Genomic DNA, 19,397 nt, shown 5'->3' on the forward strand with positions numbered 1-19,397 from the left:
CTATCCATCCGTTTGAATGTCCGGGTTTCGGGTGTCAGACACCCCTCGGCGGCCATGCTCCAATCCGGCAACTTCGGCGTAATGGGCCACCTCTGCGCGGCCAGTGCCTGACCCCCATGAGAAGGATCTTATGCAGTATTCCTCCAGCCAGCCGGCCCGCTTCCCCCTCACTGGCGCCCAACAAGACATTTGGCTCGACCAACTGCGCGTGGGCGATTCGCCGCTGTACAACATTGGCGGCTATCTGGATTTTGCCGGCACCGTCGAGCCCGAACGCATGCAGCATGCTGTCGCACTGCTGGTGGCCCGTCACGATGCACTACGCACCCAACTGCACACCGACGCCAATGGCCTGCCTGGGCAAACATTCGCCCCGGAGCTGAAGGTGGAAATGGCGCTGCATGATTTCTCCGCGTTGCCCGACCCATCCGCGGCAAGCCAAACCTTGATGCAGGCGCAAATGGCTCGGCCCTACGCCCTGAGCGGTGAGCCACTGTGCCGTTTTTTCCTGGTCAAACTTGATGATGATCACTACCGCCTCGGTACCCAGGCTCATCACCTGATCCTCGACGGCTGGGGCTTCGGCCAGATGCTGCAATCCCTCGCGCAGCTCTACAGTGCCCTGGAGCAGGGGCGCGCCACCGAGCCACTGGCGCCTTCCTACATCGACTTTATCGACACCGACCAACGCTACCTGCAATCGGCCCGCTACGCCCGCGACCGTGATTATTGGCTGGGCAAATACCAGGTGTTGCCCGAGCCGCTGCTCAGCCCCAGGCACAACACCAAAACGTCGAGCAACACCTGGGTGCAAGGCTTTCCGGTACAGTTGCTCAACCGCATGGAGCAGGTTGCCAACCACTACCAGGCGTCGGCCTTTCATGTGTTGCTGGCGGCGATGTATGTGTATTTCACCCGCACCGGCCAACGGCAGGAATGGGGAGTGGGCCTGCCGATTCTCAACCGCTCCAACGCGCGTTTTCGCGCCACTGTGGGCCTCTTCACCCAGGTCAGCGCGGTACGTTTTGCGTTCAACGAGGGCGTGTCTTTCGGTGCTCTGGTACGGGGCATCCGTGATCAGCTCAAGCAGGATTTTCGTCATCAGCGCTTCCCGTTGAGTGAGATGAACCACGAACTGGGCTTGCGCCGAACAGATCGCGGGCAACTCTTCGACGTGTCGGTATCGTTCGAGCAGGACGACCACGACCTGCGCTTCGGTCAGGTCCAGGCCCGCGCGATCAAAGTCTCCAATCACCATGAAGCGCTACCGCTCGCCATTCACTTGCGCAGCAACCGTTACCAGGACAATGCGTGGCTGCATTGCGTCTACAACGAGGCGTATTTCCAGGCGCACGATGTGCAGGCGTTGGCCCAGCGTTTCATCGGGCTGCTGGAGCAGGGGTTGGAGGACACTGCGCTGCCCATCGGCGAGTTTTGCATGCTGCTGCCCGAGGAGCAGGCCCGACTGCTGCACTGGAACGCCACCGCGCAGCCCAACGCTACGCCGCAAACCCTGCACCAGCGCATTGAAGCCCAGGCCGCACGCACGCCCCACGCGATTGCGGCGGTGTTTCAGGACCGTTCACTGAGCTACACCCAACTCAACCGCCAGGCCAATGCACTCGCCCATCAACTAGTGGCGCTCGGCGTACAGCCCGATGACCGTGTCGCAATCCTGGCCCGGCGTGGCCTTGACACCCTGGCGGGGCTGTTGGCGATCCTCAAGGCCGGCGCCTGCTACGTGCCGCTTGACCCGGCCCATCCCGGCGAACGCCTGGAGTACCTGCTGCACGACAGCGCGCCCGCGGCCATCCTGACTCAGCGCGATTTACGCCAGCGTCTGCCCGTCTCGACGGTACCGGTGATCGCGCTGGAGCCTGGTAGCGCATCCATCGACAGTAACCCTCAGGTTGCCGTCACGCCGTCGAACCTGGCTTACGTGATTTACACCTCGGGTTCCACCGGGTTGCCCAAGGGTGTGATGGTCGAACATCACAGCGTGTCGAACCTGGTGGACTGGCATTGCCAAGCGTTCGACCTGCATGCGGGCAGCCACACTGCCAGCGTCGCCGGCTTCGGTTTTGATGCCATGGCCTGGGAAGTCTGGCCGGCGTTGTGCGTGGGGGCGACCTTGCACCTGCCACCGGCCCATGAAGGCGCGGAAGATATCGACGCGTTGCTCGGCTGGTGGCGCTCGCAACCATTGGATGTGTGTTTCCTGCCCACGCCTGTGGCCGAATATGCGTTCAGCCAGGGGCTGGGGCATCCTACCTTGCGCACCTTGCTGATCGGCGGCGACCGCCTGCGCACCTTCCCCCAGGCACAGACGTTCGCGGTGGTGAACAACTATGGCCCCACCGAAGCCACCGTTGTGACGACCTCGGGGCGCGTTGAGGTGGGCCAGCCGTTGCATATCGGCGCGCCGGTCGCCAATGCCCGCGTCTACCTGCTGGACGCGCAGCAACGCCCGGTGCCGATTGGCGTGGCGGGGGAGTTGTATGTCGGCGGCAAGGGCGTGGCGCGGGGGTACCTGAACCGTGCCGAGTTGAGTGCCGAACGGTTTATCGACGACCCTTTCAGCGGCGCTCGCATGTACCGCACCGGCGACCTGGCGCGCTGGCTGCCAGACGGCAATCTCGACTACCTGGGGCGCAATGACGACCAGGTAAAAATCCGTGGCGTGCGCATCGAGCTGGGGGAAATCGAGTCGGCCCTGGCCAGCCATCCGGCGCTTCAGGACGCGGTGGTGCAGTTTCGCGACGGGCAATTATGGGCGTGGTTTGTGCCTCGTCAGCCTGTGGCGATCGAAGCACTGCGTACTCACCTGCAAGCCTCGTTGCCGGACTACATGCTCCCCGCTGCTTACGTGCGCCTCGACGCGTTGCCCCTCACCGCCAACGGCAAGCTCGACCGCCGAGCCTTGCCGTCACCGACCCAGGAAGCCTTTATCACCCGCCGCTTCGAAGCGCCACAAGAGGGCGTGGAAACCACACTGGCGCAGATCTGGGCCGAGTTGCTGAATGTGCAGCCAGTGGGCCGCCATGACCATTTCTTCGAGCTGGGCGGGCATTCGCTGTTGGCGGTGCAACTGGTGCAGCGCATGCGCGAGGCCGGCCTGCGCGCCGATGTGCAAGTGCTGTTCGGCCAGCCCACCCTGGCGGCGCTGGCGGCGGCGTGCGTCGGTCACGAACAGGCGGTGCCGGCCAATCGAATCCCGGCCGGTTGCACCCATATCACCAAGGATTTGCTCGTTCTTGCCGAACTTGACCAAACCAGCCTCGACCGCATCGTCGCCGGCATCCCTGGCGGCGCCGCCAACGTGCAGGATATCTATCCGCTGGCGCCGTTGCAGGAAGGGTTGCTCTACCACCACCTCACCGACGCGCACGACCCGTACCAGCAACAAGCGCTGTTCAGCTTCGCGCGCCGCGAGCAGCTGGATGCCTTCGCCAGTGCCCTGCAACAGGTGATCGATCGCCACGATATTTTGCGCACCAGCCTGGTGTGGGATGCCCTGGAACAACCGATGCAGGTGGTGTGGCGCCAGGCGCAGCTGCGAGTTGAAGTGCTGCGCGAACCGGCGCAACCCCTGGACTTGCGCCAGGCGCCGCTGATGGCCCTGGATTACGCCGAGGAGCCCCAGCACCAGCGCTGGGTCGCCAGGCTGCGCTTTCATCATCTGGTCAACGATGCCACGTCGACCACGCTGCTGGTGGACGAGATTCGTGCCCATCTGCTGGGGCAACAGGCGCAGCTGCCTGTGCCCGTGCCTTATCGCAACATGGTCGCGCAGGCCCGCTCAACGGCTCGCCAGGCGGCGCACGAGGCGTTCTTTCGAGAGCGTCTGGCGGATGTCGATGAGCCGACCTTGGCGTTCGGCCTACAGAAGCGTCAGGCCCTGCGTGCCGAGACCGAAGAGGCGCAGCGCTCGCTCAGCGACGCGCTCAATCTGCGCCTGCGCAGCCAGGCACGAGCCCTGGGGGTCAGTGCCGCGAGCCTTTTCCACCTGGCCTGGGCTCAGGTGCTCAGCCGTGTCGCCGGCCGCGAAGATGTGGTGTTCGGTACCGTGCTGCTCGGCCGCTTGCAAGCCGGCGAGGGGGCCGAGCGGGCCTTGGGCATGTTTATCAACACCTTGCCGCTGCGCCTACGCCTGGCCGGGAAAAACGTGGCGGATGCGCTGCACGACACTCACGCGCAACTGAGCGCTTTGCTCGCCCATGAACAGGCGTCCCTGGCGTTGGCCCAGCGTCGCAGCGGCGTGCCGGAACTGTTCAACAGTTTGCTCAACTATCGTCACACCTCGGCGGACCCTGGCCTGAACCTTGTGCCGGGCATTGCCTTGCTTAGCAGTGAAGACATCCTCAGTTACCCGTTGATGCTCACGGTGGACGACACGGCCAGCGGCTTCCGGCTCAAGGTCATGGCCCCGGACACAGTGGGCGCTGAACCTGTCTTGAGCTACTTCGACACCGCGCTGAATGGCCTGCTGGACGCATTGGAAAGCACGCCGGATATGCCGCTGCGCGGTGTGCAGGTGCTGCCCGCGAGCCAGTTGCAAACTCTATTGGTGGACTTCAACGCAACCTCCACCGACTACCCACAAACGCTGACCGTGCAAGCGCTGTTTGAAGCCCATGCGCGGCGAACCCCCGATGCCATTGCGGTGCAGGCGGGTCAGCACGCATTGACCTACCGCCAACTCAACGAACGTGCCAACCAACTGGCTTTTCACTTGCGTGAGCACGGCGTACAACCGGACTCGCGGGTGGCGTTGTGCGTGGAGCGTGGGTTGGACTTGGTGGTGGGCTTATTGGGAATTCTCAAGGCGGGCGGCGCCTATGTGCCGCTCGACCCAGGTTACCCACGCGAGCGCCTGGCCTACATGCTCACAGACAGCCAGCCAGTGGCACTGTTGGTACAAGCTGCCACTCGCGAAGGGGTGGGCGATGTCTCGATCCCGCTGATCGACTTCGACCACTGCACTTGGAATCAGGCGCCGATCGACAATCCAAGCGTGCCAGGCTTGAGCGTCGCCAATCTCGCCTACGTGATGTACACCTCGGGCTCCACCGGCACGCCCAAGGGTGTGATGATCGAGCATCGTGGCCTGGGCAACCTGTTGCATTGGGGCTCGCAACTGTGCCCGAACGCCGAAGGCGGCGCCTTGTTGCAGCGCGCGCCGTTCAGCTTCGATGGTTCTGTGTGGGAGCTGTTCTGGCCGTTGAGCAACGGCATGCGCCTGGTGTTGGCGCGGCCCGATGGGCACCGTGAACCGGCGTACCTGGCCCAGGTGATTCGTGAGCAGCAGATCAGGGTGATCCAGTTCGTGCCCGCAATGTTGCAGCAGTTTCTGGACCTGGACGAATCGGCCCTGTGCACCAGCCTCACCGATATAGTGTGCGGCGGCGGCGAACTCACCGCCGCCTTGGCCCGTGGCGTGCAGGCGCGCTTGCCCACGGTGCGCTTGCATAACGTGTACGGCCCCACCGAAGCCACGGTGGACAGCTGCGCCTGGACCCTCGAACCCGGCGCGCCCGTGCCCGCCTTGCAATTGCCGATTGGCCGCGCCATCAACAACACCCGCCTGTATGTCCTGGACGCTCATGATGCGCCGGTGCCCATGGGTATCAGCGGCCAACTGCACATCGGCGGCGTCGGCGTTGCCCGTGGTTACCTGGGCTTGGAACAGCTGACCGCCGAACGTTTCATCGAAAGCCCCTTCGTGCCCGGCGACCGCCTGTATCGCACCGGCGACCTGGTGCGCTACCTGCCAGACGGCACTCTTGAATTCCTTGGGCGTAACGACTTCCAAGTGAAACTTCGCGGTGTGCGCCTGGAGCTGGGAGAGATCGAAGCACGCCTGGCCGCCCACCCGGCGCTGCACGAGGTGGCGGTATTGATTCGCGATGAGCGCCTGGTGGCCTACTTCACCCTGCGCGGCCAGGCGCCGAGCCTGCAAGCCTTGCGTGACCATGTGCTGGAGCACCTGCCGGAATACATGGTGCCGGCCGCCTTCGTGCAACTCGACGCACTGCCCCTCAACCCCGCCGGCAAACTCGACCGCAAGGCCCTGCCGGCGCCAGGGCTGGAGGCCGTGCTTAGCCGAGCCTACGAAGCGCCAGTGGGCGAGGTGGAAACCCTGATGGCCGGGATCTGGGCTGACGTGTTGAAGCTCGAACGGGTAGGGCGCCATGACCACTTCTTTGAACTGGGCGGGCACTCCCTGTTGGCAGTGAACCTGGTAGCCCGCCTGCGCAAGGCCGGGCTGGACGTGGACGCACGCACCTTGTTCAGCCAGCCCACGCTGGCACAACTGGCCGCGAAAACGGCGGCGCAGGCCCCGCGCGTGGAAGCTCCCCAAGCCGCCATCCCCCAACTCAACCGCCGTCGACGGATTTAGCTGACTTGTGGTGAGGGGAGCTTGCGGTGGAAGCGGCTTGCTCGCGTAAGCGGCCTGACAGCCGGCATTGATCCAACTGATGCCCTGCGAACCCATGTGGGAGCTGGCTTGCCTGCGATGGCCATAGGTATCTACACAACTTTGTAGCCTGTAGCCGCCGACGGTAACCACGATGCGAAGCGAGCCGCTCTTGATCTTGATCTGCTTTTGATCTTAGGCGCCCCGTTAAACCACGCTGTCGGATTACGGGCACACCGAGACTACGCGAGGTGCCGAGTGGTGGGGCAAGAGCCTTTTGGTTACTTTTGGCTGGGCCGGCATTCCGGCTCTTTTCAACAGTGACCCGCTGTAAAAGCGGAACCAATAGCAGCCATTGCCGCAGGAACCGATATGTACGCGGTCTGACCCGAGATACTGGTCGGCTTTAAGACCGCCTTCGCAGGCAAGCCAGCTCCCACATGGGATCGCGGGGCATCAGTTATATCAGCGTCGGCTGTCAGGCCGTCGCGGGAGCAAGCTCCCTCGCCACAGGTCCTGCGTCGCATTAAAGTTGTGTAGATATCTATGCTGCGATGGCATCGACCCGGTTCGCCTGAACTACCAAGGTATTTGCATCAATACCAAGGTAGGAGCGATCCACCGTAGTCTTGGCAATCTCCAACAAATGCCACACCGCCAGAATCTTCGCCATGAAAAAAGGCCAGCAAGCAACAGTACCTCAGCGTATCCCCGGAACAAACGCCACACTCCCTCCCTCACGCGCCTTGAACAACCGCTCCCCATTATCCGGTTGCGTCGTCACCACTTGATGATCCACCCCCAGGAACGCCAACGGCGCGGGCTCGTCCTTGGAATACTGCGCGACGATTATCGTGCGTTGCGGATCAAACCCCTGGCCGCTGGTTTTCTCCAGCCAGGCCATGAATGCGGCGCTGTCGCCCTGGCGCGGGAAGTCCTGGCTTTCGCTGACGTAGTAGAAAGGTTTGCCGTGGTTTTGCAGGTACATGGGCAGTTTGTTGTCGACCTCTACCAGCACCAGTTGCCATTGGTTCCAGGGTGCGCTTTTTTCTGCCTGGGCTTGCAGGTCGGCGGCGAAGCGGGTGACGCCGCCGTTGCCGTTGGTCCAGGGGTAGATCACGCCCAGCACCAGCAAGAGCAGGCCTGCGCTGAGGCCAATGCCTGTTTGCCAGCGCGGCCAGCTCGAAGGTTTTTTGTGCAGGCGTTCACTCAGCCACCAGGCGGCGAGCAGTTGGGCGAAGGGCACCAGCGGCAACACGTAGTAGCTGCGGCGGCTGCCGCTGGCGGTGAAGAATACAAACAACAGGCCCAGGCCCCACACTAGCCAGCGTACGTTGGGCGGCGCCCTGCGCCAGTTGCGCACGGCCAGCCACAGGCCAAGTAACCAGCAGGGTGCCCAGGGTAGGGTGTAGACCGGCAAGTAGATCAGGTAGGTGTAGATCGGCCCCATATGGTCGAAGGGGTCGAAGAAGCGCACCACGTTTTCGCGGAACACCAGCTCCAGGCCGCTCTCGCCGTAAGTGGGGGCGCCGTAGCGGTGGGACAGTACAAAGGGAATCGCGTACACGATGCCTGCGATGAGCAGGGCCAGCACCAAGCGCAGGTTGAGGTGGCGTTTGTAGCGGTGTTCGCTGAGCAAGTGTGGCAACAGCACCAGGCCCGGCAGCACCACACCGATCAAGCCCTTGAACAGTGAGGTGGCGGCCAGCAACAGGAAAAACACCGTGTAGCGCCCCAACCGCGTGTCATCCGGCCCACGCCAATACCACCACACCGCTGCCAGCACGCCGCACACGGTGAGGACATCGGCGGTGGCCACGCGGGCCCAGAACAGGAAGTAGAAGGTGGTGGCGAGCATCCACCCGGCAATCAGCCCGGTGCCTTTACGAAACAGGCGTTCACCGATCAGGTACACCAGCCAGATGCTCAACCACGCGGCAATCACCGATGACAGGCGCAGCGACCACGGGCCGAGGCCGCCGAGCAGATGGGCAAACCCGGTGATCAGCCAGTAGGAGGGCAGGGGTTTGTCGTAATACGGCGTGCCTTTGAGGTATGGGTCGAAATAGTCACCGCTTTGCAGCATCTGCAAGGCGATATTCGCCCAGCGCGTTTCCGGCCCCCACAGTTCGCGGCTGCCCAGGCCCAGCAAGAGCAGCAAGGCCGAGGTGCCCAGCAGTAACACCAGGGCGCCGCGTTCGGTTTTCCAGAAACTCATGGGATGTTCCCCGTGGCAGGCGCTGCATTCAAGGTTGTTGGGAGTAAATCGTCAGTACCAGGTTGCCCTTGCGATAGCGTTTGCCGCCGGGCGGCAACTGCCCTTCTTCACGGTGTTCGCTGGTGCTCTTGACCTGCATCAGCACGCCGACCGACCCGTGTTGGCGGGCCTCGGCCAACCAGGCCTGGACACTGTCCGGCGTGACCTTGCGCTGTGCCGCGTCTTCGTAGTTCAAGCCATAGCGCAGCTCTCCCTGGGTGTTATAAAACGCCACATCGGGCCGGCGCAGGCGCCAGGTCAAGGCCGATGCCAGGCCCAGGTCATTGCTCAGCAAAGCACGGGTAGGTTGCAGTTCGTCCAGATGTTCCAGCACGAACTGGTCGGGCATCTCGTTATCTTGGATCAGAGCCGGCATGCCCGCCGGTAGCAATGCCACCAGCAAACCAATGCCCAGGGCAGGCATCGCCCACAACGTCAGCGGGCGCACCGCTTGCAACAGGTTGGCGAGGATCCAGCCCAGCAGCACGATAAACGTCAGGGACAGGTTGAACATCTCCGCATGGCTATTGCTGTACAGCGGGCGGGTGATTTGCAGGTAGATCAGCACCACCATGGCCGTCATGCCAAGCACGAAATTGAGCGCGCCGTTGATGACTAGCGTGCGCGCCTTGCCTTGCTTGATCAGGTCGATCAGACCGTGGCCCATTAACAAGGCCAGGGGCAACAGGCACGGCATGATGTAGGTCGGCAATTTGCCTTTGCTCAGGCTGAAAAAGCCCAGGGGAAGCAGCAGCCACAGGGCGAGAAAGGCAATCGCCGGCTGGCGCTTTTCCTGCCAGGTTTTTAGCAGGGTGCCGGGTAGCAAGGCAGCCCACGGCAGGCATGCCACCCCCATGATTGGCAGGAAGAACCACAGCGGCCGAGCATGCTGTGCGTTGTCGGCGGCAAAGCGGCGGATATGCTCATGCCAGAAAAAGAAATGCCAGTAATCCGGTTCGCGCAGGTGGATCGCCAGGGCCCATGGCAGGCACACCAGCACGGCAACCAGCACCGCCAGCGGCCCGTAGCGCATCAACTCACCGACGCGCCGCTGCCAGACCAGATAGGGCACGGCGATCAACACCGGCAACAGCCAGGCCAGGAACCCTTTGGTCATGAACCCCATGGCGCAGGCCACGCCCAACACCGCCCAGGCACCCAGGCGTTCCCATGGCGTGCGGCAGTCCAGGGCAAACCACAACGCCACTAGGCTCAGGTTCACCCACAGGGTGAATTGCGGGTCGAGGTTGGCATACCCGGCTTGCCCGGCCACCAGGCCAAAACTCAGGTAGAGCAGGGCGCAGGCAAAGCTCTTGCGCGGCTCGTTCCACACGCGACGGGCGAGCAGGTAGGCCAGCACCACACTCAAGCCCGTGCTCAGCACTGAGGCGATACGCACGCCGAAGAGGTTTTCACCGAACACCGCCTGGCCAAGGGCGATCAGCCAATAGCCGGCGGCGGGCTTCTCGAAATAACGCACGCCCATGAAGTGCGGCGCCACCCAGTTACCGCTCATCAGCATTTCCTGGCTGACCTGGGCGTAGCGGGTTTCGTCCGGCGTCCATAAACCGTGAAAGCCCAGGGGCAACAGGAAGAACACGGCAACGCCCAGCAATAGCCAGGACACAGGGTTTATGCGGGGCATGCGCACATCGCTCCATAACGTTCAAGTACGGGCAATGGCGGTATTAACTTAATAGGGCGAAGCATCGTAAGGGTCACTAAGTTGTTGTTGGAGAGCATAACTAACAGGCGCGGCTAAACATGCCAGAGTGGGGCTGTCGTTTTGCTGAACGTCTCAAGGCTTAATATGTAAACAAGTGTAATTAAAGTTTTTTAAGTGCGGCGGTCCACTCTTCGCTGTTCATGGTGCCCAGGGCCTTGAAGGTGCCGTTGGGCAGCACCTTGACGAACAGTGCGCTGCCGTACTCTGCAGCGGCTGCGTGAGGGAAGCCGAGGCTGGTCTGGAAGTCGCTCATGCAGGCGCTGTGGGTGATCAGCATCAGGTTGCGTCCCGGCTGTTTGTGGCCGAGGATTTCACCGCCCATGGCGTCGCCGCAGATGGCCAGCGGGCCGGGGGACAGCTCGGTCTTGCCGAACATGAACAGTGACGTCTGGGCGGTTCGCGTGGTGGGGCTGCTGAGCACGTCGGTCAGAGCCATGCCCAATGAATCAAAGGCTTTGCCCAGTTCAACGGCGCGTTCAGTGCCGTTGATGGTCAGGCCATCGGCAGGGCCGAAGCAGGGGTTGGCCGAGCGGTCGCAGCGCTCCTCATGGCGCACCAGCACCACCAGCTCACCCTCACGCCAACTGGCGAGCACCCCGGAGGTCACCAGGCGATTGCCCACGCCCAAGTCCAGGGGCGAGCTGGGCCAGAATAAAAAGCCCGTCAACAACAAGGCGGTAACGCTGATGCCAAGCAGGTGCAGGCGGTATTTTCTCAGGCGTTTTAACCTTGACCTTTTGGGTTGGGGATTGGCCAGGATCATGTCTGCCACGCGGTTCATCCTCGGCACTGTTTATTGTGTTTATAAAAAGGCTGCACGATTGGGCAGTTGCCCTTGGTGAGGCAGGAGACTGTCACAGCACCGCTGTCTTTTTGCTGAACACTTGCATGTTAAGAGTGTCACTTGGATTAACTAATAAGTTGTGAGTCACCACGAGTTGGCGGGCACTTTAAAGTTCGGTGGATGGGCAGACGGTGAAATCCATGTGAAAAATTTGCGTATGCACGAGCGTCAGCCGTTATTCTCATTGCTGGTCCTTCAGATGAGCGTTCTTATGTTGCAGGTGCAAGGTGTTGTTAAAAACTACGCGACCCCGCAAGGCCCGCTGACTGTTCTGGCTGGCGTCGACCTGCACCTGGGTGAACGCAGCAGCCTGGCGCTGATGGGCGAATCGGGCAGTGGCAAAAGCACCTTGCTGCACCTGGTGGCTGGGTTGGACCGAGTGGACGCCGGCAGCATCCGCATCGGCGAGCAGCGCCTTGACCAACTCAACGAAGGGCAACTGGCCCATTGGCGCCGCACGCAAATCGGCCTGGTCTTCCAGCAGTTCAACCTGATCGGCAGCTTACGCGTGGAAGACAACCTGGCGTTCCAGGCGCGGCTGGCGGGGCGTTTCGACCCGCACTGGCAAGCGCAATTGGTGGAGCGCCTGGGGCTGGGCGACTTGCTCCGGCGTTACCCCGAGCAACTCTCCGGTGGCCAGCAGCAACGGGTTGCCGTCGGGCGGGCGCTGGCCTCGCGGCCGGGTTTGTTGCTGGCTGACGAACCCACCGGCAACCTCGACGAAGCCACCAGCGATGAAGTGCTGCAACTGCTGTTGGACCTGCTGCGGGACAGCCCCACCAGCCTGCTGATGGTCACCCACAGCCCGCGCCTGGCCGCACGGCTTGACCGGCAAGTGGTGCTGCACCGTGGGCGTGTCGTGCCGATGGACGCTCGCTGAGATGGCGCTGTTTTACTGGACGCTGCGCGCGTTGCTGAGCCACTGGCGGCGTCATCCGGTGCAATTTTTCAGCGTGCTCACCGGCCTGTGGCTGGCCACCGCGCTACTGACCGGCGTGCAGGCTCTCAACAGCCAGGCGCGGGACAGCTACGCACGTGCCAGCCAATTGATCGGTGGCGAACCCCAAGCCAGCCTGGTTGCGCCGGACGCCGCCAGTTTCCCCCAGGCACTGTTTGCCGAGCTGCGCCGCGCCGGCTGGCCGGTATCCCCGGTGGTGCAGGGGCGGGTGGTGCTCCAGGGGCGTGAGCAGCAGCGTCTGCAACTGATGGGCATCGACCCGGTGTCGTTACCCGGCAGCGGCAGCGTGGCGGGGCAACGCTTGAGCCAGGCGCAGATGCTGGCGTTTTTCGAGCCGCCGGGGCGTACCTGGGTCGCTGCGCAAACGTTAGAGGCGCTGGGGTTGCAGGCGGGCGAGCAGCCGCTGACGTCCACCGGGCAACGCCTGCCACCGTTGCAGGTACAGGCCGATATGGCGCCCGGCCTGCTGCTGACCGATATCGGCTTTGCCCAACCCCTGCTTAACATGCCTGGGCGCCTGTCGCGCCTACTGTTGGACAACACCTTCGCCGCCCACCATCCCACGCCACCCGCCGCGTTGCAACTCAAGCAGGGCGAGGACAGCAACCTGTCACGCCTCACCGAAAGCTTTCACCTGAACCTGGATGCGGTGGGTTTTTTATCCTTTGTGGTGGGGCTGTTTATCGTGCATGCGGCCATCGGCCTGGCCCTGGAACAGCGCCGCGGCCTGCTGCGAACCTTGCGCGCCTGTGGGGTCAGCGCACGCATGTTGATCCTGAGCCTGGGCGTCGAATTGGGCGCTTTGGCGGTGTTGAGCGGTGTGCTCGGTATCGCCAGCGGCTACCTGCTGGCCAGCCTGTTGCTGCCGGATGTCGCCGCCAGTTTGCGCGGCCTGTACGGCGCCGAAGTCGCCGGCCAATTGAACTTGAGCCCCTGGTGGTGGCTGGCCGGCCTGGGCGTGAGCCTGCTCGGCGCGTTGCTCGCCGGAGCCAGCAGCCTGTGGCGCGCAGCGCGTTTGCCGTTACTGGCGCTGGCCAACGCCCAAGCCTGGCATCAAGCCCATGGGCGCTGGCTGCGGCGCCAGGGGTGGGTGGCGTCCGCGGCCCTGGCGATCGCGTTGTTGGCGCTGTGGCTGGGCGAAAGCCTGGCCGCCGGGTTTGTGCTGATGGGGGCCTTGCTGTTGGGCGCGGCATTGGCACTACCGGTGCTGCTCAACGGGTTATTGAAAGCCGTGCTGGGGCGTAGTCGCTCGGTACTGGGCCAGTGGTTCCTGGCCGATTGCCGCCAGCAACTGCCGGCCTTGAGCCTGGCGCTGATGGCGTTGCTGTTGGCCCTGGCGGCGAATATCGGCGCCGGCTCCATGACCTCGGGCTTTCGCCAGACCTTCACCCATTGGCTGGAGCAACGCCTCACCGCCGAGCTGTACCTCAACCCGCAAAATCCGCAGCAGGCCGAGCAACTGACGACGTGGTTGACCCGTCAGCCCCTGGTGCAGGCCGTACTGCCCGCCTGGCAGGTGGCGGTGCAACTGCAAGGCTGGCCCGCCGAGGTGTTCGGCGTGGTCGACAACCCCACTTATCGTCAACACTGGCCGTTGCTGGAGGCGGTGGACGCGCCCTGGGACCGCTTGCTGCAAGACGACAGCCTGATGCTCAGCGAACAACTGGCGCGACGCCTGAAGGTGCAACTGGGCGACACGGTTTCCATCCCCACGCCGCAGGGCACCTGGGCGCCGAAGATCGTCGGCATCTATGCCGACTACGGCAACCCCAAGGGCCATCTGCTGGTCAATGCCCGGCACCTGTTGGCGCATTGGCCGACGCTCTCACCGGTACGCTTCAACCTGCGGGTAGCGCCCGCCGACGTGCCGTCGCTGATCCGTGAAGTGCAGCGTGAGTTCGCCCTGGAAGACAGCCGCATCGTCGACCAACAGCAACTCAAGGGGTGGTCCAGCCAGGTCTTCGAACGCACCTTCGCTGCCACCGCCGCGTTGAACAGCCTGACCCTTGGCGTCGCCGGCGTGGCGCTGTTCATCAGCCTGCTGACCCAGAGCCAAAGCCGACTCGGTCAACTCGCGCCGTTGTGGGCGCTGGGCGTGACTCGCCGACAATTGATGCTGCTCAACCTCGGCCAGACCTGGCTGCTGGCGGTACTCACGTTGATCCTGGCGTTGCCGCTGGGGCTGTTGCTGGCGTGGTGCCTGGATGCGGTGATCAACGTGCAGGCCTTCGGCTGGCGCCTGCCGCTGCAGGTATTCCCCGGGCAGCTTGCGCAATTGCTGGGGCTGGCGATGCTTGCCACCTTGCTCGCGTCGGCCTGGCCCTTATGGCAGTTGTACCGCAGCCGTCCGGCGGATTTGTTGAGGACGTTCGCCCATGAAGATTAAGGCATTGGCGTGCATCGCCTGGTTACTGCTGAGCGGCTGCGACCAGGCGCCCGCACCCGAGGACAGTTTCGCCGGGCTGGGCAGCGATGCGGCGGACTTTGCCCAGGTGGTGCCCGGCAAAGTCTTCAGTTTTCCCGAAGACCACGGGCCCCACGACGGCTTTCGTATCGAATGGTGGTACGTCACGGCCAACCTCAAGGATGCCCAGGGCAATGTCTTCGGCGTGCAATGGACGCTGTTTCGCAACGCATTGAAGGCCGGCCCCGTCCAACCGGGCTGGCGCGATTCAACCGTGTGGCTCGGCCACGCCGCCGTCACCTCCGCCACCCGCCACTACGCCGCCGAACGCCTGGCCCGGGGTGGCGTCGGCCAGGCGGGGGCTCAGGCAGAGCCGTTCAACGCCTGGATCGACGACTGGAACTTCGCCACCCGCCCCGGCGCCGCCAGCCCCCTGGCTGACATGCAACTCAAGGCCAGTGGCGCGCAATTTGCCTACGACCTGCACCTGACTTCCAGCCGCCCGCTGGTGCTGCAAGGCGACCATGGCTACAGCCGCAAATCCGACCAGGGCCAGGCGTCGTACTACTACAGCCAGCCGTTTTTCACCGCCAGCGGCAGCGTCAACCTCGACGGCCACACCTACCAGGTCAGCGGCCCAGCCTGGCTCGACCGCGAATGGAGCAGCCAACCCCTTGCCGCCAGCCAGACCGGCTGGGACTGGTTCTCCCTGCATCTGGACCGCGGCGCGCAGCTGATGCTGTTTCGCGTGCGGCAGAAAGACAGCGACGGTTACCTCACCGGCACCTGGATCGACGCCCAGGGCCACACCGAGACCTTGCACAACAGCGATATCCAACTCACACCGCTGACCACCACGGCCATCGACGGGCGCAACATTCCCACACGCTGGTCGCTGAAAATTCCCGGCAAACAGCTGGACATCACCACCGAGGCCGTCAACCCGAAGGCGTGGATGGACCTGGGTATACCGTACTGGGAAGGGCCGGTGCGGTTTGAGGGTGGGGTGGGGTATTTGGAGATGACGGGGTATTAGGGGCGCTTTCTGTAGGCGTTCATCTTTTGCTGTGTAGGCAACTTCCCAAACGTACTTTTTGACCCCCGCCTGCTTGTGTCCGGGTTGTAGGTGCTTGCTTATATTTCGATGCCTTTCTCGGTATCGGAATCCAGGACATGGCGTACGGTTACATCAATCAACAGGCTTCACCTTACCCGTTTTTGAAATCACGGCTATGGCGCGGAGGCTTGTTACAGGGCCCAGATCATTTTGATGTGCTGAATAAACACCTGAGCCAAGGAATGGTGAGGCCGGGTGAGTTGGTGATCGTTCCCGAAATGTCCAGTGCCCATTGCTCAATCGAAGAAGCCTGGTTGATGCGCCACGCTGAAGAGATTAGTCGCCAACTGGACCAGAATGTGCCGCTCGATAGAGCAGGAAATACAAATTACGACTTGGCGCAGAGCATTCTGGGGTATGGGTCGATAGGCATCGGCAGTGCGACGTCGGCTTGGAGCCGGCACCTGCAGGCGGTTGCACAGACTTTGGAGGAAATCGAGCAGTTGCATCGGCAATTGAAGGACGGTGGTTTGGACAAAGAGTCGTTTATACGACAGCGTCAAAGGATGTTTGGCGTTTTGGATATGCAACTGCAAGGGGCTGCGCGATTTGGTTCTGGATTGCGTGGCAATCAACCGCTTAAGGAGGCGCTTGGGATCTCGACCAAAAGCTATCTGCATCAAGGCGAAATTGTGGGGTATGCGCAGCGGGTTCAGACGATTACGCAGATGTCGAAATGGTTAAAGCAAGGAACATATCTGGGGTTGGCGTTGGATGTGGGCGTGGCGGGTTTGGAAATCAAGGAGGCGTGTGTGGTGGGAAGGGAGGCGCAGTGTCGGCGGGCGAAGTATGTGGAGACGGGGAGGTTGCTGGGTGGAGTATTTGGGGCTGCTGTTTTGGGCAAGCGTGGCGCAACTATTTCTCGCAGTGCATGCCGGATTGCATTGGGTGTTTCACTGAAAGGCAACGGTGAACTGGCTTGTGGAATTATCGGAGGGGCTGTGGGTGGGGCGGCGGGAGGCGCTTTTTTTGGTGAGTTTGGTGGGTTTTTGGGGGGAAGAATATTGGCAGTCGACGGCGATCTGATATTCCAACCCGAGGGCACATAACGATGTCCCTTTTTCTTGTATATAGCATTGTGATGTTCGCTTGGGTATTTGTCGTCTTCGTACTGATAGTGTTTGCTGAATACGCAAAGCTGGATGAACTGGAAAGTTACTTCAGTGAGAACGAGAAGGTTCTTAGACATAAGCGTTTCAGGGAAGGATATGATCCGATCGATAGATATCATCGAATGAGCCTGATGATCGACATCCTGTCAGGGCCGAAAGCTTTTCTGAAGGCAGGCCTTGTGACCGAAGCCGAGCTGGCGTCTGTCCCCTTGACGCTTAAGCGCTGGGCCTTGTGGCCGTATCGCCTCGCGGATGTTTGTATCATCGAAATGATTGTGTGGGAGGTATGGCGCAGATGGTGCGATATCCCAATTCCATAGAACTAGGCCTCACTCGCGAAAACACCTCTTGAATTGGCAATTGGTAGACGTGTGCGAACCAGCAGGCGGTCATTACGGGGCGCTATAGATCAAGAGTGATTCGATTTTCCCACCTGGGGCATGACAATGTCGTTTTTTCTCGCTTACACCCTGGTGATGTTGGTTGGAGCGTTCGTCATTTTGGGATTAATGCTCTTTGTCGAACGAACAAAACTCGAGGCGTTGGAAGGTTACTTCATTGAAAACGTGCAGGTGCGTAAATATCAGCAACGCTGGGGACGAAACCAGCGGTTCGTCAGGTTTCATCGCATGTGTCTAATGATTGATATCCTCCGCGCGCCAGAACGCTCCGTGAAAGAAGGTTACATGACCGAGGCAGAGCTAGCCGTCATTCCGCCAGCGCTCAAGCGTTGGGCTGTATGGCCCTATCGGCTCGCGATAATGTGGGCGATCAGTTGGGGCTATTGGTGCACCTGGCTTTAGAGGTGCTCTCGCTTCTTGAGCCTGAATTCCAGGCTCACATTTTTTAGAAAAAGTGCTGTACATGCATACAGTCTTATCCTACAGTCCATCCCAGGTGACCGGATGTCGCCGGTTACCTGAGCTTCAATTTTTTAACTATGGATGGATAAAAAATGAAATCGAAAAAAGCCTTCATTATGGGCGCGGCCATGGCGGCCTCTTGCTTCGTTTCGGCCTTTGCCCTGGCCGAGCAATACCCTCATCTGGCGGCGCAAACGCCTCAAGTCAGCGTCAAGCAAGCTTTGAAAGATGCTTCGAAAATCCAAGCCAACAAGGCACCCGCTACGCTCAAACAGCGACTGCAATCGAGCGCTCACCTGAAGAAGCCCGTGTTCGCTGCCAAGTCCAAGGCGGACTCGGTGGTGGAAGACATCATTGCGCCCGCTGCGGTAGGCAAAGTGCAAAAGGCCACTGGCAAGCAAGCGTCTGCCGCGCAAGCGGCTTTGGTCCAGGGTTGTGAAGTCACGCTGGACGTGAACGCGCTCTACACAATTGAGGGCGTGCAGGCCGGCGCTTTGCTGTGCTATCACTTCAATTTGCCGCAGAAGGCCAGGATCAACGCCTTGCTGGTCAATCAGACGGTGGGTACCGACATGTCATTGTCACTGTTCCAGGACGATGGTCAGGGCAACCCGCTTCCCATGGGCACCTCCAATAACCCGGGCAATGGCGACGAAAGCCTAAGCGGTGTGGTGCCGGCCGGTGATTATTACTGGTTCATGGAGGCCAATGCGGCGGTCGACGGGTCGAGCTTCCAGTTCGGTGTGGCGGTCGACACCAATATCGACGCCTACGAGCCCAACGACACGCCGGACACGGCCTTCCAGCTGCCGGACACGCTGAACTACCTCAGCGGTAATGCCGACAGCCTCGACGATGTTGATTACTTCGATTTCACCGCTGTGCGTGGCCAGAGTGTGGGTATTGCGTTGGTGGCCGATGCCGCTAGCGGTAGTACCCGTGGCAAATGGATCCTTGAGCGTTTCGATGGCAGCCAGTGGGTCACCTTGGGCGCCAATGTGATCTCGACGTCGATCCCAAGCCCAGGCGTAGGCGGTGTGGTGAAGGTGCGCGTGCGGCCCAACCAGCACCCGAATGAGCCTTGGAGTGCGACGGGTAAATACACGCTGTCCTTTGGTTCCAACCCACGTGTTAACAACCCGGATATGAAAGGCGAGGCGAATGTGTTGCGTATCCCGTATTCCGCTTCCAACGTGGGTTACGGCTATATGACCACCCAAGCCTACCGGGATCTGACCTGGACCATGGGCCTGTCGGACAGCACCGGTGCGCCCCTGGTGGGGTTGCACCCGATTGTCTACCTCGACCAGCACATCAACCCGGACACCGGAGATATCGTCTACAAGGCTTACTCGGCGGCTACCGACAGCTCGGGCCAAGCCGGCGGCACGATCAACGTGGGTACCTGCTTCGGTGATTTCCAGACTGAGTTTGTCGATTACTCCCAAGGTTACAACAATACCTGGCGTACCGACTTCAACTATGGGGTTTGGCGCATGGAGGTACTGGAGTACCCGGGCATTGGTGTCGGCGGTGAGAACACCCAGTTCGTGAGCTTTGGCCATTTGTGCAAACAAACCTTGCTCAGCAGTACCAAGAGCTAAGCCAGTGGCGGCTTAGCGCAAAGGGCATACAGGCAAAGCAGCTGTATGCCCTTTTTGCGTCAATGCGTAACGCCATTGCTGCATTTTTCCGCCG

The 19,397-nt window shown here is 61.7% G+C and carries 12 protein-coding genes; 8 read left to right on the forward strand and 4 right to left on the reverse strand.

Annotation, left to right across the window (positions count from 1 at the left end; translation table 11 throughout):
• Positions 1–130: 130 nt before the first annotated feature.
• Positions 131–6,400: an amino acid adenylation domain-containing protein gene (locus tag ACTJLA_RS13180; RefSeq protein ID WP_440841395.1), complete on the forward strand. Its 6,270-nt coding sequence runs from the start codon at positions 131–133 to the stop codon at positions 6,398–6,400.
• Positions 6,401–6,962: 562 nt separating this feature from the next.
• Here the strand turns inward: ACTJLA_RS13180 and ACTJLA_RS13185 are convergent.
• From ACTJLA_RS13185 to ACTJLA_RS13200, 4 genes are all read right to left on the reverse strand, one after another.
• The gene (locus ACTJLA_RS13185; RefSeq protein WP_267910694.1) at positions 6,963–7,091 is read right to left on the reverse strand and encodes a hypothetical protein; all 129 of its coding nucleotides are present in this window, start codon (positions 7,089–7,091) and stop codon (positions 6,963–6,965) included.
• Between the two features lie 27 nt (positions 7,092–7,118).
• Complete coding sequence (locus tag ACTJLA_RS13190) at positions 7,119–8,636, reverse strand: ArnT family glycosyltransferase (protein WP_057974984.1); 1,518 nt, start codon at positions 8,634–8,636, stop codon at positions 7,119–7,121.
• 28 nt (positions 8,637–8,664) lie between these two features.
• Positions 8,665–10,320, reverse strand: a complete 1,656-nt coding sequence (gene arnT / locus ACTJLA_RS13195) for a lipid IV(A) 4-amino-4-deoxy-L-arabinosyltransferase (RefSeq protein WP_314550383.1) — start codon at positions 10,318–10,320, stop codon at positions 8,665–8,667.
• A gap of 181 nt (positions 10,321–10,501) precedes the next feature.
• Complete coding sequence (locus ACTJLA_RS13200) at positions 10,502–11,182, reverse strand: histidine phosphatase family protein (RefSeq protein ID WP_089042201.1); 681 nt, start codon at positions 11,180–11,182, stop codon at positions 10,502–10,504.
• 274 nt (positions 11,183–11,456) lie between these two features.
• Here ACTJLA_RS13200 and ACTJLA_RS13205 point away from each other — a divergent pair, with 274 nt between their 5' ends.
• The 7 genes from ACTJLA_RS13205 to ACTJLA_RS13235 all read left to right on the forward strand — a co-directional run bounded on the left by ACTJLA_RS13205 (position 11,457) and on the right by ACTJLA_RS13235 (position 19,303).
• Positions 11,457–12,125, forward strand: a complete 669-nt coding sequence (locus ACTJLA_RS13205) for an ABC transporter ATP-binding protein (RefSeq protein ID WP_020301318.1) — start codon at positions 11,457–11,459, stop codon at positions 12,123–12,125.
• 1 nt (position 12,126) lies between these two features.
• Positions 12,127–14,589 (forward strand): ABC transporter permease, encoded by a 2,463-nt coding sequence (locus tag ACTJLA_RS13210; RefSeq protein ID WP_314550380.1) that lies wholly within the window; start codon positions 12,127–12,129, stop codon positions 14,587–14,589.
• Complete coding sequence (locus tag ACTJLA_RS13215) at positions 14,579–15,643, forward strand: lipocalin-like domain-containing protein (RefSeq protein WP_054897424.1); 1,065 nt, start codon at positions 14,579–14,581, stop codon at positions 15,641–15,643. The genes ACTJLA_RS13210 and ACTJLA_RS13215 overlap by 11 nt, the downstream gene beginning before the upstream one ends.
• Before the next feature lie 137 nt (positions 15,644–15,780).
• Positions 15,781–16,773 (forward strand): hypothetical protein, encoded by a 993-nt coding sequence (locus ACTJLA_RS13220; RefSeq protein ID WP_169922049.1) that lies wholly within the window; start codon positions 15,781–15,783, stop codon positions 16,771–16,773.
• 2 nt (positions 16,774–16,775) lie between these two features.
• Positions 16,776–17,156 carry a hypothetical protein gene (locus ACTJLA_RS13225; RefSeq protein WP_034128173.1) on the forward strand — a complete coding sequence of 127 codons (381 nt, stop codon included), beginning with the start codon at positions 16,776–16,778 and terminating at the stop codon, positions 17,154–17,156.
• A 126-nt stretch (positions 17,157–17,282) separates the two neighbouring features.
• The gene (locus ACTJLA_RS13230; RefSeq protein ID WP_034128276.1) at positions 17,283–17,639 is read left to right on the forward strand and encodes a hypothetical protein; all 357 of its coding nucleotides are present in this window, start codon (positions 17,283–17,285) and stop codon (positions 17,637–17,639) included.
• A 152-nt stretch (positions 17,640–17,791) separates the two neighbouring features.
• Positions 17,792–19,303, forward strand: coding sequence for a hypothetical protein (locus tag ACTJLA_RS13235; protein WP_314550375.1), 1,512 nt, complete (start codon positions 17,792–17,794; stop codon positions 19,301–19,303).
• Positions 19,304–19,397 lie beyond the last annotated feature (94 nt).

The organism is Pseudomonas sp. 22072 (genome assembly GCF_052046095.1).
In the GTDB taxonomy this organism is placed as follows: Bacteria; Pseudomonadota; Gammaproteobacteria; order Pseudomonadales; family Pseudomonadaceae; genus Aquipseudomonas; species Aquipseudomonas paracarnis.